12 protein-coding genes are annotated in these 14690 nt (G+C 44.9%); 6 read left to right on the forward strand and 6 right to left on the reverse strand.

Annotated elements, in window-relative coordinates:
- The first annotated feature begins 138 nt into the window (after positions 1-138).
- Together AAEY79_RS11760 and AAEY79_RS11765 are read left to right on the forward strand one after the other, a co-directional pair.
- Positions 139-558, forward strand: a complete 420-nt coding sequence (locus AAEY79_RS11760) for a YbaN family protein (protein WP_025652299.1) — start codon at positions 139-141, stop codon at positions 556-558.
- Positions 559-803: 245 nt separating this feature from the next.
- Positions 804-1013 carry a cold-shock protein gene (locus tag AAEY79_RS11765; RefSeq protein ID WP_010201661.1) on the forward strand — a complete coding sequence of 70 codons (210 nt, stop codon included), beginning with the start codon at positions 804-806 and terminating at the stop codon, positions 1011-1013.
- A 207-nt stretch (positions 1014-1220) separates the two neighbouring features.
- Here AAEY79_RS11765 and AAEY79_RS11770 read toward each other — a convergent pair whose 3' ends face one another.
- Entirely contained in the window at positions 1221-2303 is a 1083-nt protein-coding gene (locus AAEY79_RS11770) for a YeiH family protein (protein ID WP_025652300.1), read from the reverse strand.
- Between the two features lie 187 nt (positions 2304-2490).
- Between AAEY79_RS11770 and AAEY79_RS11775 the strand changes: the two genes are divergently transcribed.
- Positions 2491-3420, forward strand: coding sequence for a LysR substrate-binding domain-containing protein (locus tag AAEY79_RS11775; protein ID WP_037025358.1), 930 nt, complete (start codon positions 2491-2493; stop codon positions 3418-3420).
- Positions 3421-3540: 120 nt separating this feature from the next.
- Here the strand turns inward: AAEY79_RS11775 and AAEY79_RS11780 are convergent, their stop codons facing one another.
- Positions 3541-4008, reverse strand: coding sequence for a universal stress protein (locus tag AAEY79_RS11780; RefSeq protein WP_025652301.1), 468 nt, complete (start codon positions 4006-4008; stop codon positions 3541-3543).
- A gap of 298 nt (positions 4009-4306) precedes the next feature.
- Here AAEY79_RS11780 and AAEY79_RS11785 point away from each other — a divergent pair, with 298 nt between their 5' ends.
- Positions 4307-7384, forward strand: a complete 3078-nt coding sequence (locus AAEY79_RS11785; RefSeq protein ID WP_352288459.1) for an insulinase family protein — start codon at positions 4307-4309, stop codon at positions 7382-7384.
- 121 nt (positions 7385-7505) lie between these two features.
- On the opposite strand, the gene AAEY79_RS11790 is transcribed toward AAEY79_RS11785, so the two are convergent.
- Positions 7506-8069: an NUDIX hydrolase gene (locus AAEY79_RS11790; protein WP_025652303.1), complete on the reverse strand. Its 564-nt coding sequence runs from the start codon at positions 8067-8069 to the stop codon at positions 7506-7508.
- A gap of 519 nt (positions 8070-8588) precedes the next feature.
- On the opposite strand from AAEY79_RS11790, the gene AAEY79_RS11795 reads away from it, so the two are divergent.
- Positions 8589-9341 (forward strand): CoA pyrophosphatase, encoded by a 753-nt coding sequence (locus tag AAEY79_RS11795; RefSeq protein WP_037025361.1) that lies wholly within the window; start codon positions 8589-8591, stop codon positions 9339-9341.
- Between the two features lie 110 nt (positions 9342-9451).
- Here the strand turns inward: AAEY79_RS11795 and AAEY79_RS11800 are convergent, their stop codons facing one another.
- Together AAEY79_RS11800 and nhaA are read right to left on the reverse strand one after the other, a co-directional pair.
- The gene (locus AAEY79_RS11800) at positions 9452-10792 is read right to left on the reverse strand and encodes an oxygenase MpaB family protein (protein ID WP_025652305.1); all 1341 of its coding nucleotides are present in this window, start codon (positions 10790-10792) and stop codon (positions 9452-9454) included.
- A gap of 72 nt (positions 10793-10864) precedes the next feature.
- On the reverse strand, positions 10865-12064 hold the full coding sequence (nhaA, locus tag AAEY79_RS11805; protein ID WP_025652306.1) for a Na+/H+ antiporter NhaA: 1200 nt from the start codon (positions 12062-12064) through the stop codon (positions 10865-10867).
- A 517-nt stretch (positions 12065-12581) separates the two neighbouring features.
- Here nhaA and AAEY79_RS11810 point away from each other — a divergent pair.
- The gene (locus tag AAEY79_RS11810) at positions 12582-13337 is read left to right on the forward strand and encodes a TSUP family transporter (RefSeq protein ID WP_025652307.1); all 756 of its coding nucleotides are present in this window, start codon (positions 12582-12584) and stop codon (positions 13335-13337) included.
- Positions 13338-13548: 211 nt separating this feature from the next.
- Here the strand turns inward: AAEY79_RS11810 and AAEY79_RS11815 are convergent, their stop codons facing one another.
- Entirely contained in the window at positions 13549-14622 is a 1074-nt protein-coding gene (locus tag AAEY79_RS11815; protein ID WP_352288462.1) for a dicarboxylate/amino acid:cation symporter, read from the reverse strand.
- Between the last annotated feature and the right edge of the window lie 68 nt (positions 14623-14690).

Consider the following 14690-nt stretch of genomic DNA (forward strand, 5'->3'; position numbering starts at 1 on the left):
AAAAATAATATTGAGCCGTTTTAAAGGTTATAGCATGCTCTACTAAGTCGTAGAGGTAATTTTGCTAGCGTTATTATCGCCTCAAAACAAACATCTTGACCCTTACCTATAACAAATCCCTTTGACGAAGCTATCACCATGACCGAAAAGAAAGCGTTTTATTATCGACCAAAGACCAATCAATCCAACAGCCCTACAGTGCGCTGGACGTTTGTAACGCTTGGCTGGATATTTTTTATTTTGGGCATTATTGGCGTGTTATTGCCCGTAATGCCGACCGCGCCCTTTATACTACTGGCGGCGGGTTGCTGGGCACGTAGCTCGCGGCGCTTTCATTTTTGGCTGATCAATCATAAATATTTTGGGAAGTTCGTCCGTGATTGGGAAGATCGCCATGCCGTACCGCTGTATGCCAAGTGTCTGGCGACAATTATGATGGCGTTATCGACAGCAATGTTATTTTATCGTTTACCCAGCGACATGATGTGGGTTGCATGGCTGGTAGCCACGGTGTGTAGTGGGGTTGCGGTCTATTTGTTCCGTTTGCCAAACGCCTAAAAAGCTATAAAATTAAGGCTAAAAATAGAAAAAAACGACCTTTAGTTACACGAAATGTCAGATAAGGCTTGCGCTACTAGAATGTACCCCTTATAATACGCCCAAGCTTAAGAGCAGTTCTGCACCAAATCATTACCTCGTAGTATTAGTTATAATCCTTCGTTTTAATATTTATCGTTCAGTAGCTATTTGCAAGCGTTACCGGTCACTAGGCCATTAATAAATTAAAAAGTAGGATTATCAATATGTCAGATACTCAAAAAGGTACAGTTAAGTGGTTCAACGAAGCTAAAGGCTTTGGTTTTATCGCTCCAGAAACTGGCGCAGACGTTTTTGCTCATTACAGCGAAATCACTGGTTCAGGTTTTAAAACTTTGGCTGAAGGCCAAGAAGTTGAGTTCACTGTAACTCAAGGTCAAAAAGGCCCACAAGCCCATAACATCGTTGCTATCTAATTTGTCTTTATAGACAACTAGAGCAAGATGAAAAAAAAGCGAACCTTCGGGTTCGTTTTTTTTCGTCTATTGTTTATGTTTATCGCCTATGACTTATGATAAATGCTTTGATAATAAGACATTAAGCAAGGTTTTAGAGTAAAAATGCCTACGATTGTGATGATAGTCGTAGGCATTTTTGGTTTTGGTGTTTAGTCAGTAACTGTTTTAGAGTGAAGCAATCCCTATATTAATAAGTCCGCCGCCAAGAATAAGCCAAGCAAACATAATGGCACCCAAGATAAGAGGTTTTACGCCAGCTTGCTTGATAGCGCCTAGGTGGGTGGTGAGTCCCAATGCAAACATAGCCATGGTCAGCAAGACGTCATCTAGCATAACCATACTACGCTCAAAATTCTGAGTCATTGGCACCCACGTGTGCAATACCACAATAAGAATAAAAATAAAAGCGAACCAAGGTACTTTGACCTGTTTGGCACGCATAAGTAGGGTTTGTTTTTCAGGATTTTTGCCCGCGCCTTTGGTTAAGGCAAAAGATAGTACCAGTAAGAATGGCGCAAGCATCATCACCCGAATCATTTTGGAAACCACCGCAGTATTACCAACGTCAGTACTGATCGCATTACCGGCTACCACGACTTGTGCCACCTCATGAATGGTTGAGCCGGTATAGATACCGTATTGTTGGGCACTCAGCCAAGGTTGTAACCAGCCAAGATGATAGAGGAAAGGGTAGAGCAGCATGGCAATCGTGCCAAAGACTACCACCGTCGCGATAGCAATCGTTACTTTATGGGCTTCAGCTTTGACAACTGGTTCAGCTGCAATCACCGCCGCGGCTCCGCAGATACTAGCACCTGAGCCAATCAATAAAGTGGTTTGCTGATCGATCTTTAACCATTTTGTACCCAGCCAATAAGTGAGCAAAAATGTCGATGTTAGCACCAAGGCATCAGCCATCACCGCTGGCATACCGACACTGGCCACTTGGGTCATCGTCAACTTAAAGCCATAAAACATAATAGCGAGGCGTAGAATTTGCCCTTTGGCAAAGCATACTCCCGCATTCAAGCGCTCAGCTAAATGAGGATAAATGGTATTGCCCAATAGCATACCAAGCAAAATGGCCAATGTTAAGGAAGACAAACCAACGATGCGTCCGTTCGACCACGTCGCCAGACTCGTATTTAACCATAGACAAAATACACTACCGCTCAGCACGACAAACAACCCTGCCAAATGTCGGTTGTTTGGAACATAATGATTCACTGATTGGGCAAAAGCGTGCATAGCGTACGCATCCTATTATTGATAATCAAAATAAGCATAAGCTTATGAATAGACAGTATAAGCCAAGCTGATTTATAATAAAAACAGATTAATAAGATACAAGCTATCGAAAAAGTAGGTTAATAATTGGTTTTTAATATTAAGTGATTTTTTAAATTTATAGTTTGTATAGGATGTTAGAAAGATTATGAAAAAGCCCATGCAGACGCTACCGAAAATTACCCTCAAGCAATTGGCGGTATTTGTTAGTATTTATCAGACAGGTAGCACCAGCCGTGCCAGTGAAGAGATGCATCTATCACAGTCTGCGGTGAGTAGCGCGTTGACTGAGCTCGAGTCAAGGTTGCAAATGCCCTTGTTTGAACGGGTCGGGCGCAGGCTTAACCAACATCCCAACGCCCATCCCGTGTATGTACAAGCGCAAGCGATCTTGGGGCAATCATTAACGCTAGAGCATTATCATAAATATCAAGCAGGACAGATTCATATTGGTGCGAGTACCACCATCGGCAACTATGTATTGCCGCCGCTACTTGCCAAGCTATATGAGGTGCTACCGGATGCCAATGTCGATGTCTACATTGCTAATACGCAAGAGGTGGTCAGCGAGGTTGAGCAATTAAACATCGATATTGCTGTGGTCGAAGGCATGCCGCGTCCGACTGATATAAAAGTCATCGAGCAGCGAGAGTGGCGCACCGATACCTTGATGGTATTTGCTAAACACCATAGCAAATGGTTGGCAGGATTGGTCAACTATGACAAGGACGAGCATTGTTATTTGTTGACGATCGAGCAATTGGCACAGCTACCTTTATTGGTAAGGGAGGCAGGTTCGGGGACACGGCAGATTATCGATGAGCAGTTACTAAAGCACTTACCCGATCCAAAAGTGGTCATGGCTATTCAACAGTCAGAGGCCATCAAGCGTATGGTTAGTGCCGATATTGGGCTTGGCTGTCTGTCACAACACGTTATCGAGGCAGAGCTAGCAGCAGGGAAGTTGGTACAAGTAAAAATAGCCGGTATCGATTTGTCACGCACATGGTGGCTAGTTTGGCACAAAGCCCGCCATCAAAGCCCGATTTGGCAGACCTTTATTGATATTATTGAATAGGATAATAAATAAGTTAGGGCTAAAATGAATGAGCTAAAAAAAGCGCCCCGTAGATTGCTCACCGATGCGCTTTTTATCAACTTATACAAACCATTTATCAAAACGATATTTGGGTTCAGGTTAGCTGCGTTTTGATACGGGCTTGTCAAGTCTAACGACTAAACTGTCACAGGGGACGTTTGGCAAAATATTATCTGCTGTGGCACCGCTGAGCCATGCGACGATACCATGACGCTCATGGCGACCGATGACCAGAAGATCAACGTCATGCTTATGGCAATAGTTGACGATACCTTCGCTACTAGAGATGGCGGTGGTTACCTCGGCATTAACGGCAGTTAAGCCATTGCGCTCTAAGAATTGTGCCAATTTGGCTCGTGCCTCTTGGCAGCGCTCATCGTCAATCTGGTCATATAAGCTTGATGCGGGCACCAACTCATAACCAAAACCGACCATGGTGTCTTTGACAATGTGCAGTACAGATAGCTTAGAACCGGGGCGGTTATCGACGATCTGTTTGGCTTTTTGTGCCACTGTGTCGGCATCAGATAACAAGTCGGTGACCAGTAAAATATGTTGGTAACTCATGAGGTGCTCCTCGTAGCAAGTAGTCTTAACTATAGCACTACTGATGGCTGCTGTTAAGTAATGTCGGCGTACTTTTAAACGGTTGCGGTGTCGTGCTTCCTAGTTGTAGTATCAGCACTGTTCTTTCTGCTGTCACTGTCTTGACTTCTCAATCTGCCAACCCCATCTATTAGCGCTAGACCAATTGTTTTCATGACTAGCGTTTGCCACTATAAAAACCAATACATCACACCTTTTGACCATTCTATTTACCCTGAATTGCAGGGTGCTATTTACCTAATAAGCTATAAGGACAACTATGACTGACACGCCATTTACTGTAGATTTAACGCTACATCCAGCGTTTGAGCTGATTGAGCATCGCCACATTGAGGCGCTATCGATGGATGTGCTGATCAGTCAGCATGTTAAGACTGGGGCCATGCATTACCATTTGGCACACCCGAGTGATGAAAATGCCTTTTTGGTCGGCTTTCGCACTCAGCCAATGGATTCAAAAGGTGAGGCGCATATTTTAGAGCACGTGGCTTTATGTGGCTCTGAGAAATTCCCTGTCCGTGACCCATTTTTTTCGATGATTAAACGCTCATTGAACACGTTTATGAATGCGATGACGGCTGCCGATTGGACGGCGTATCCGTATGCCACGCAAAATAAGAACGACTACTTTAACTTACTTGCCGTTTATCTTGATGCGTCATTTTTCCCTAATATTCATCCGCTTGATTTTGCCCAAGAAGGCATTCGTGTCGAGTTAGACGAAAATGATAAGCCGCAGTTTAAAGGTATCGTCTTTAATGAGATGAAAGGCGCGATGAGTGGTGAGATTGACCAGCTCTATCATACGGTCGCCCATCATTTGTTCCCAACGACGACCTATCATTATAATTCAGGCGGCGATCCTGCTGATATTCCTGACTTGACCCATCATGAGCTGGTTGAATTTCATCAAAGCCATTATCACCCATCAAACAGTGTGATTATGAGCTTTGGTAATATTCCAGTCGCTGAGACGCAAGCGAAAATCCATGAAGATGCCTTGATTCAATTTGAAGCTGGCAAAAAACACGTCTCGCGTCCAGAACAGCGTCTGTCTGCACCGATTAGCGCGGTCGATACTTATACCGCTGACGAAGCCGGTCCTGACCAAACCCATCATGTGGTGGCGTGGTTATTGCCATCAATTACCGATCCAAAGCAGCGTTTAGCACTGCGTCTACTAGAGGGCGTACTGGTTGAGCATGCTGGCTCGCCATTGCGCGCGTATTTGGATAGCCATCCACTTGGTAAAGCGCCAAGTCCGCTATTGGGACTCGACGACAGTCATTATGAAATGGTCTTTTATACCGGTCTGCGTGGTTCAAACCCTGAGCATGCCGAAGCGGTAGAGCAGGGGATTATTGATTTGCTTAAACAGGTCGCGAGCAAACCGATTGATGATGAAACCATTGAAACCATTTTGCATCAAATTGAGATTGATCAGCGCCATATCGGTGGTGATAGCATGCCGTATGGTTTGAATCTCATGCTAGAAGGCTTTAGCACGGCGATTCATGATGGCAACCCTATCGACGTCTGGGAAGTTGACGAGCATTTGCAGTGGCTACGTGAGCAAGTAAAAGATGCGCAGTGGTTACCGAATTTAATCAAGACTCATTTACTCGATAATCAGCATCGTGTCCGTGTCACTATGACGCCTGACAGCGAAAAAACTGCCCGCCTTGCAGCAGCTGAGCAAACCCGTCTTGATACCATTGCGATGGATTTGACCGCTGATGATAAAGCTATCTTAAAACAACAGGCTTTAGATTTGGCAGCGCGCCAAGCAGCACCTGATGATTTAAGCCTATTGCCAAAAGTTGGCTTAGAAGATGTCCCGACCGATATCAGCTTTAAGCAAGGCACGCAAAAACAAGTGAATTTAAGCGGGCAAGAGAGCACCTTATTTGAATATGAAGCGGGTACCAATGGCTTGTATTATTATCAAGTGATTGTGCCGTTGACCGATGCGATTGGTAATCAGGATACCAGCGTGCTACCGGTTAATGAAGTGATTAATCATCCATTGTTGCCTATTTACTTAAGCTTATTATCTGAGCTCGGTACCGATTCGCTAAGCGCTCATGAAATGCAAGCCAAGCAAGCGGCGCATTCATCAGGGGTGACGGCACGTATCAGTCAGCGCACTAATATCGATGACAGCCAAGCGATTAGCAGCTATTTTGTTGTGGCAACGCGCGCGTTGAATCGCAAGCCTGAGGCCATTGACTTGCTAAAAGAAGTCATGGAGCACAGCGTCTTTAGTGAGCATGACCGTATTAAAGAGATTTTGCAGCAGCGTCAAGCAGGTTGGCAATCAAACCTTGCCGGTTCAGGGCATTCTTATGCGATGCAAACTGCCAGTCGCGGCATGAGTCGCCAAGCACAGTTAGAATATGTGCGCAGCGGTCTGCCAGCACTAAACGCGCTAAAAGACTTCTTAACCCATGCCAGTACTGATGATGCACAGTGGGATAAATTGGCAACCAGCTTGATGGATTTACATCAACGTTTAATCAGTTTACCTAAGCACGCCGTTATTATCTGTGAAGCCGAGCAAACCGAACGCTTAAGTAACTTAATCGTTGATAGCTGGAAAGACAGCCAAGCGCCAAAGATTGCGGAAAAAATCACAAACTCTGATGCGGGTATTGAAGACAATATCCCAAGCGAGTTTGCCGAGTTGCAACTTGATGCGGCGTTAAATGGCGAGACAGACGCGGTCAAAGCACTAGAAAGTGGTGTGGCGCTCGATGTTGAAGATTTGGCGTGGCTAGTTCCGACCAACGTCTATCATAATGCTAGCGCATATACCGTGCCAGCAGCCGACCATCCTGATACCGCTGCCTTGATGGTATTAGCGCCTTATCTGCGTAATGGTTACTTGCATAGTGCTATCCGTGAGCGCGGCGGTGCTTATGGTGGCGGTGCAGGCTACGATGCCAATGCTTGCGCCTTTAAGTTCTTTAGCTACCGCGATCCGCAGTGTGCTGAAACCTTTGCGCATTTTGATGCCAGTATCGAATGGTTATTAAATGAGCCGCAAACCGATGAGCAGTTGGAAGAAGCCATCTTAGGTATTATCTCAGGTATGGATAAACCAGGCTCTCCAGCAGGTGAAGCTATCAAAGCTTGTTTTGCTGATTTGCATAATCGCGGTGCAGACTGGCAACGTAAAATGCGTGCAGCCATATTGGCCGTGACAGTTGCTGACATACAACGTGTGGCTAAGCAATATTTGCAAGGAAAGGATCATGTTCGTGCAGTATTAGCACCTTATGATAAAGAAGAGCAAGTGAAAGAGCTTGGCTTTAAGGTTTGTAAGATTAAAAGCTAGTTTTTGACTTATCGTGAAATCAGTCATAGCAAATTATTGACTGTATAAAAAAACCGCCGCCTTCAATATTTATATTGAAAGCGGCGGTTTTTATTGCCGGTAAGTATTTTTAAAAGCTGTATTAATAACGCTTAATGGCTTGGTCTTTGCCAATCAACTCTTGATGAATGGGAAAGTTCTCATGGTTATCGTATTGCTGACGGTCGGCAAAATAGCTTTTTAAAGTGCGGCGCACGGCTTCAAAGGCAAGCTTATCCCACGGAATATCTTCTTCGGCGAACAAAGCGCAGTCCAGACTTTCAGAGCCAATACCGTAAGCACCGTCTTTTAGTTCGGTGATGTAGATACTATAAATTTGCCCGATATCAGGGATGTCATATAAACAATATAAGTGCGGATTGGTGACCACCGCTTCCGCTTCTTCAAAGCTCTCACGCGCAGCACCTTCCGCCATTGTTTCACCATTTTCCATAAAGCCTGCGGGCAGCGTCCATAAGCCATATTGTGGCTCAATTGCGCGGCGACATAGCAGCACACGTTGCTTATGCACGACCAATGAGCCACAGATGACTTTTGGGTTTTCGTAGTGAATGTAGCCGCAATTCGGGCAGACCAAACGCGGTATATTATCAGTGGCCGGTATTTTACGTTCAGCCTCGTGGCCACATTGTAGACAATAGCGCATATAAACTGCCTTGTTATTATGATGAGAAAGGATGGGGGTGTAATGTAATTGCTAGCACTCAGTTTGTTTGTATCGATATCATGGTGGATTGATTATACTCAAGGTTAAGCGTCATTCCACAAGAGTGCTATAAATAATCGTTATTACCTTAAGATAGCACACATTTTCGTGGCACAGAATGATGATAACAGTAACGCATCATTTCACTTGCAGTGACGTTGCCTAATTCTATTAACCAAACGGCCTCAAGCAATTCTGATGATACAAATAAGCAGTCACATAAATAGCATGCAGTTGACAGGCGATTGCGCTAATCTAGATTCAGAGATTATTTTAGGTTTTTAGTTAGGGCGTGTCCTCAATTCAAGCGATTGTACCTAAATGGGCTAAAAATGGCTAAATTTTGCTAAACATCGTCAAATATAGTCAGTGAGAAGTAATATCGATATCAGCAGTACCGTAGCGATTTTAGGATATGGTGACAAGGCTTTATACCGATAAAAATACAAGGCAATTATAATGGCAACACCCAAGCAGTCTGCACCTTTTAGTGAATTGTCAGTCGCTGTACCCACTTTTATTCGTCATCCGACGCTGAGACAGTTGGCAGAACGGGTGCAGCATGAAACCTTAAACGCGGTGACCAGTCCAGCGATGTACAACTCTCAAAATACCTCGCGCAGTGCTCGTATCTTAGACAGTCTGTATCAGACACCGATAGCTGATGCCTCAGTCTTGGTTGCTATCACTCATGAGCGTCATCCTAAGCTGCTCTTGACGCGCCGTGCAGCTCATATGAACAGTCACGCTGGCGAAGTATCCTGTGCTGGTGGCAAGTATGAAATAGGCGATGGCAATAACGTCATCACCGCGCTGCGTGAAGCTTGCGAGGAGACGGCGCTACCACCAAACAAAGTCCAACTACTTGGTCAACTGCCTATCCAAACCTCCAAAAGCGGCATGAGTGTCCGTCCTATTGTGGCGCTCATTGCGCCGGGTCTGGTATTGGTGCCTGAGATGGGTGAGATATCGCGCATCTTTTGGGCAGATTTTGAAGCGCTGCTCACACAGCCGACAGTAGAGTATGCGATAGAGTATACGATGCAAGAGGAGACTGCGACCATCCTTACGCCCAGCTGGCAAGTGGATGGTGAGACGGTTTGGGGGTTGACAGGACGCGTCATCGCCAGTTTGTTAGAAACGGGGTTTGATCGACAATTGGAATGGTACTACCGTATCCAAAATGAACAAGCGCAAAACGTAAGGCAGTAAGAATGAGCGGCTGATAACTTCTCACCCAAAACCATGAGTAAACCTATCCGTTATAGATTGATTATAATGAGTGTCGAGGCGATTGATAATGCTTTCACCTATTCTAATGACTACTTATAATAGTCATCGTTTTTCTTAAGCCACCAATTCATATTGTCTTGGCGTTTGGCACGGAAGGCTTCTAACTTATGCGCTACGGCTTGATTGTGCTGTCTGGCAGTGTCAAGAGCAAAGAGAATCGGCACCGAAGATAAGACGCCAAAGCGTATCTTTGATTTGGGCAAATCTAAGCCATCACCGATATCATCGCCGACTAGAGTGCGAGTCACGCTGGCATTGACCATCTCGACGAAGCGCCCGCGACGATTGTCTTCACCCATCAGCTGACGAGGCAAATCGTGCAAGGCTTTTGCTAGTGGTTGTCCCATCTTAAAGTCAAGCTGTTGAATGGATAAATAGGTATATAACCACTCCCAGCACGCTGCTTCATCTGTTGGCAAGCGCTCTAAATCCACCCCCATCCAGTAACTCGCAAGATTCCATAAATGTAAAATACCTTCCGCCTCCTCGGGACTGATGCGTGCGCCCAGTAGTCGTAGGCCGCGCATTATCAACAACGAAAACTGCAAATGGGTGGCGATCATATCGGTCTGGTTGATGGGCAGACCCCAATAAATCGTATTCCAGCTGCCATCGGGGTTATGATGCTGATCGGCACTCGGTATGACGCCCTTAGCAGCATTGCCTTTACCTTTTAATAAATTCTGCCGTACCAATGTATGAATTTGCCGCACCTGAATAGATTGCCGCCAGCCTTCAGAGCCAATCGCTAGTACTTGGTCGATAGGCTTGCGGCCGTTAGCTATGTGCGCAGTGACTTGTGGATGTTCAGAGACGGCTAAGATATAAGCATAGGTACGCATCAAACGCGGCAGCGCATCGTGCATCAAAGCGCCGGTCTGAATGAGTGGCAAGGAGAGGGCAGGGATACTATAGCCTGCCATCAGCGCGACGTTGCGTAATAGCCAAATCAGCATCAATGGATAACGGCGATAGGCGACTGCCCCAATGTGCGCAAGCTTGGGATCGAACCAAGCAGGATGGCCACTGAATTGCTCAGTTAAGGCGTTAAACGCAGGGTTATCTATCAGATTGGTATCAAATTTTGCACTGCGATCATTAATAATGAATTGCTGTAAAGGTTTGGCAAAACGAATGCCATCAGCGGCTAAAGTATCTGCCAACGGATCGCCAATATCGTAGCCTGCCACTATCTCGTCTAATAAATCTTGCGAGATTACAAAGTCCTTTGGTAATAAATAACGCTTGATGCGCTTTAAAACCTGTAAGTCGCTATGATCGTCGATAGCAGTAGTACGACCATGACGCTGGTAAGAAGATGCCGACTGACGATGGGTGTCTGAATTCAAACCATTGTACTTTTTGTCCATATTTGTCTCTACACCCATCCTCTATCGCTTGCATCTGTTACTTATCGATTCCCTTATTGCCCGTCAATCGTATTAATGACGGGTCAAATCTACCGAAGTGCTGTTGATGTCTTCTTTTAGCGTTGCTTTGAGCATCATGTAACCGGCGATACCAGAAACAATTGACCCCATGATAATACCTAAACGCTCATCAAATAATGGAGTGTCGCCTGCGAATGCTAAGCCACCGATGAATAAACTCATGGTAAAACCAACCCCACATAGTAAGGCGGCACCATAGATTTGTTTAAAGTTCATGCCTCGTGGCATGGTTGAGATGCCAAGTTTAAAGATTAACCAGCACATAATCATAACTCCTAACTGCTTACCGATGAAGAGACCAGCAGCGATACCCAGCGGTACCGAGTGGAACAGTTCAGCGAAGCCTGCACCCTTCAGCGAGATACCCGCGTTGGCAAAGGCAAACAACGGCAAGATACCAAAAGAGACGGTATTTTGTAGATCATGCTCCAGCTCTTCTAATGGCGAATGCTCAGGATCAGTACGATCAAACATTGGAATAAATAGAGCCAACACTACACCTGCCAACGTCGCATGAATACCAGATTTGAGTACCGCAATCCACATAATCACACCGATGAGTAGATATGGGGTGATGCTCGTCACGTTGCGACGATTGAGGAGGTATAAAAACGGCAGACATAAACCAGCGACGGCTAAAGAGCCCAATGACAAGTCACTGGTATAAAATAAAGCGATGATTAAAATGGCGCCAATATCATCAAAAATAGCAATAGAGACTAAGAACACTTTTAATGAGTTAGGAACGCGATTGCCCAAAAGACTTAAGATACCCAAAGCAAAAGCAATGTCCGTCGCGGCAGGGATTGCCCAGCCTTTCCAAAAATCAGGTTCATTATAGTTAAAGAGCAGATAGACAATGGCGGGCATAATCATGCCGCCCAGCGCCGCTCCAGCGGGCAGGATAATTTGCTTAACGTTAGAGAGTTCACCAATCAAGACTTCACGCTTGAGCTCAAGCCCGACTAAGAAAAAGAAAATCGCCATCAGACCATCGTTGATCCAATGATGCGCATCCTTAGCAATGCCAAAGTCGCCGATGCGAATGGATACGGGGGCGTGAATAAAAGCCTCGTACCAAACGTTGAGAGGTGTATTGGCAATGATCATTGCAGCAATGGCAGCCAATGCTAAGACGATACCGCCTGCTGCCTCAAATTCGAAAAATGCTTTGATTCTTTTTATTGCCATATCATCCTCATTTACTAAATACAATTTGCTAAATAATTCAATAACCTCAAGTGTCTATACTGGCAACTTTGACGCTGGCGCAGCTAGATGCTAACAGTTTCTCATAATCTCATTCAGATAGACAACAAAATCCGTCAAACTGAAACCATAAAACTATCTTACGCTCGCAATAATAGCGAAATGACAGTGGAATAACAGCAATATGGTGAAAGGCAGGACGGAAATAAGCTATAAAATCTGCTGTCAATAAAATATTATTCTTAAAGATTTCAGTAACCTGTTAGACAAATCTAGCAGACTTTGTTACGTTTTTGGCTTTTTTTAGTCTTTTATCTCTATAATGAGTGGCATTACGTGCACACAGATGCTCTTGCGCACGCGGTTATTTAGGCGCTTTTTGCCTGTTTGATTGCGGTGTTCTTACTCTCGATTTCACTTTTATTTTTAGGGTTGTTTTCTACAGATTGTTTTCTAAAGTTTGTTTCTCTTTTTATCCTCAATGTTGAAGGTCGGCGTCATGGACTTATCCCTCTCGTTAGAGATTATTTTAATGCTCACTGCTGTGGCAGCGTTGGCAGGCTTTATTGATGCTATCGCAGGTGGCGGTGGCTTATTGACTATCCCAGCCATGCTACTGGCGAATATTCCGCCAGTGCTCACGCTAGGTACCAATAAGCTACAAGCGGCTTCAGGCGCATTGGCTGCTTCCATCACCATGATTAGAAAAGGGGTCGTCAAGCCGCAACGTATCAAAGTCGCCATTATTGCGGCTTTTATCGGTTCGGTTATTGGGACTATCGCCGTACAGATGTCACCGCCTGACTTGCTCGAAAAGCTCATTCCTTTCTTAATTGCCGCGATCGGTATCTATACCTTGTTTGCACCTAGGCTTGGCGAAGTAGAAGCGGCACCGCGCATCTCAGAAGGCAAATGGCAAAAAGTCGTTGCACCCTTAATTGGTTTTTACGATGGTTATATCGGTCCGGGCACCGGCATGTTCTTTGCGTTAGGTAATGTAGCACTGCGTGGGCGTCAGATCATCGAAGCAACAGGCGCGGCGAAAGTTTTGAACTTATCGACCAATATTGGCTCGCTGATTTTCTTTATTTTGGGCGGCAATGTCTTGTGGAAAGTAGGGCTGGCAATGATGGTGGGACAGACGATCGGCGCTTATTTTGGCTCGCATATGGTCGTCAAAGGCGGTAGTAAGCTGATTCGTCCGATGATTGTGTTGGTCTGCTTAGCCATGGTAACCAAATACGTACTTGGCTAGTTTCCTTGATGTAAACATGCTTTAGACTATACCAAAAAAAACCTCAGCCAATTTGACTGAGGTTTTTTATTTGAATAAGCATTCAAATTTTATAGAGTCGGTTCAATCTAATGTAGATACAAGAAAGGTGGGTGAAAGTACTACAAGTAGTAGACTAAGCGAGCCTGACACCGTATCCAATTGTTATGAGATTGACTATGGTTAATTATGGTTAGCGACGATCGACGTCATCGTATTCACTACCCATAATGCCATCGCTAAAGACATTTGAGAACTCGCGCTCGTTGTCTTCATCGATATGACCATCAAACACGTCTTTGGCACCCGCATCAGGATCGTTATAAATTGCAACGTCCATTTTGTTTTCTGACTTTGCTACAATAGCGGTCACTGCTGCATCACCGCCGACGTTCACTGCGGTACGAAGCATATCAAGAATACGATCCACGCCTAAGATAAGACCAATACCTTCGATAGGTAAGCCCACCTGAGCAAATACCATGGACAGCATAATCAAGCCAACACCCGGTACGCCAGCCGTACCGATCGAGGCCAATACTGACATTAAGATAACTGTCAGATATTCGGTCACACCCAAATCAATACCATAAATATTGGCAATGAAAATGGTCGCCGTTCCTTGCATGATAGCCGTACCATCCATGTTGATGGTAGCGCCAAAAGGAACGGTAAACGACGCGACAGAGTTATTAACCCCCATACGCTTGGTCACAGTACGTAAGGTAATCGGAATCGTCGCATTCGAGCTTGAGGTACTAAACGCAAAAATCTGAACTTCGCGCATTTTTGCCAAAAAGGTTTTGACCGATAAGCCTGAAAATAACTTGAGGACAATCATCATGGTAATAAAGAAATGGAAAGCCAGTGAGCCAACCAATACCGCAACGTAACCAAGCAATGACCAAATTAAGTCTAAGCCGAGCTCAGCCATGGCTTTGGTCAATAGCGCAAAGACACCATATGGTGCAAGATTCATAATGATAGTCACCATCTTCAAGATGACTTCGTTGATCAATTCTAAACTTTTTACCAACCCTTTAGCAGGCTTACCAACCATTAAGATACTAATACCGATTAGGACGGCAAAAAAGATGATGGATAGCATATCGCCATTTGCCATCGCACTGATGGGGTTAGATGGGATAATATTGGAGAATACATCAAGCAGAGGTGGCGCAGAGGCTGCTTCAAATTCTGCTGCGGTCTCGACATTCATGCCTTTACCTATGCCAAATACGATACCCAGCCCAATGGCTGAGACCATCCCAAATTCTGTGTAACTGCCATTTAGATTAAATGCTTACTAATACGATCATCAAACATAATCATAAA

Source organism: Psychrobacter sp. GW64-MNA-CIBAN-0177, assembly GCF_040309585.1.
Lineage (GTDB): Bacteria > Pseudomonadota > Gammaproteobacteria > Pseudomonadales > Moraxellaceae > Psychrobacter > Psychrobacter okhotskensis.

Excerpts from the sequence above, each read along its gene's own strand:
- nhaA (WP_025652306.1), bottom strand. The coding sequence starts at position 12,064 with ATGGCAATAAAAAGAATCAAAGCATTTTTCGAATTTGAGGCAGCAGGC.
- AAEY79_RS11770 (WP_025652300.1), bottom strand. The coding sequence starts at position 2,303 with ATGCACGCTTTTGCCCAATCAGTGAATCATTATGTTCCAAACAACCGA.
- AAEY79_RS11800 (WP_025652305.1), bottom strand. The coding sequence starts at position 10,792 with ATGGACAAAAAGTACAATGGTTTGAATTCAGACACCCATCGTCAGTCG.
- AAEY79_RS11790 (WP_025652303.1), bottom strand. The coding sequence starts at position 8,069 with ATGCGCTATTGTCTACAATGTGGCCACGAGGCTGAACGTAAAATACCG.
- AAEY79_RS11810 (WP_025652307.1), top strand. The coding sequence starts at position 12,582 with ATGGACTTATCCCTCTCGTTAGAGATTATTTTAATGCTCACTGCTGTG.
- AAEY79_RS11780 (WP_025652301.1), bottom strand. The coding sequence starts at position 4,008 with ATGAGTTACCAACATATTTTACTGGTCACCGACTTGTTATCTGATGCC.
- AAEY79_RS11765 (WP_010201661.1), top strand. The coding sequence starts at position 804 with ATGTCAGATACTCAAAAAGGTACAGTTAAGTGGTTCAACGAAGCTAAA.
- AAEY79_RS11795 (WP_037025361.1), top strand. The coding sequence starts at position 8,589 with ATGGCAACACCCAAGCAGTCTGCACCTTTTAGTGAATTGTCAGTCGCT.
- AAEY79_RS11815 (WP_352288462.1), bottom strand. The coding sequence starts at position 14,622 with ATGGTCTCAGCCATTGGGCTGGGTATCGTATTTGGCATAGGTAAAGGC.
- AAEY79_RS11785 (WP_352288459.1), top strand. The coding sequence starts at position 4,307 with ATGACTGACACGCCATTTACTGTAGATTTAACGCTACATCCAGCGTTT.
- AAEY79_RS11760 (WP_025652299.1), top strand. The coding sequence starts at position 139 with ATGACCGAAAAGAAAGCGTTTTATTATCGACCAAAGACCAATCAATCC.
- AAEY79_RS11775 (WP_037025358.1), top strand. The coding sequence starts at position 2,491 with ATGAAAAAGCCCATGCAGACGCTACCGAAAATTACCCTCAAGCAATTG.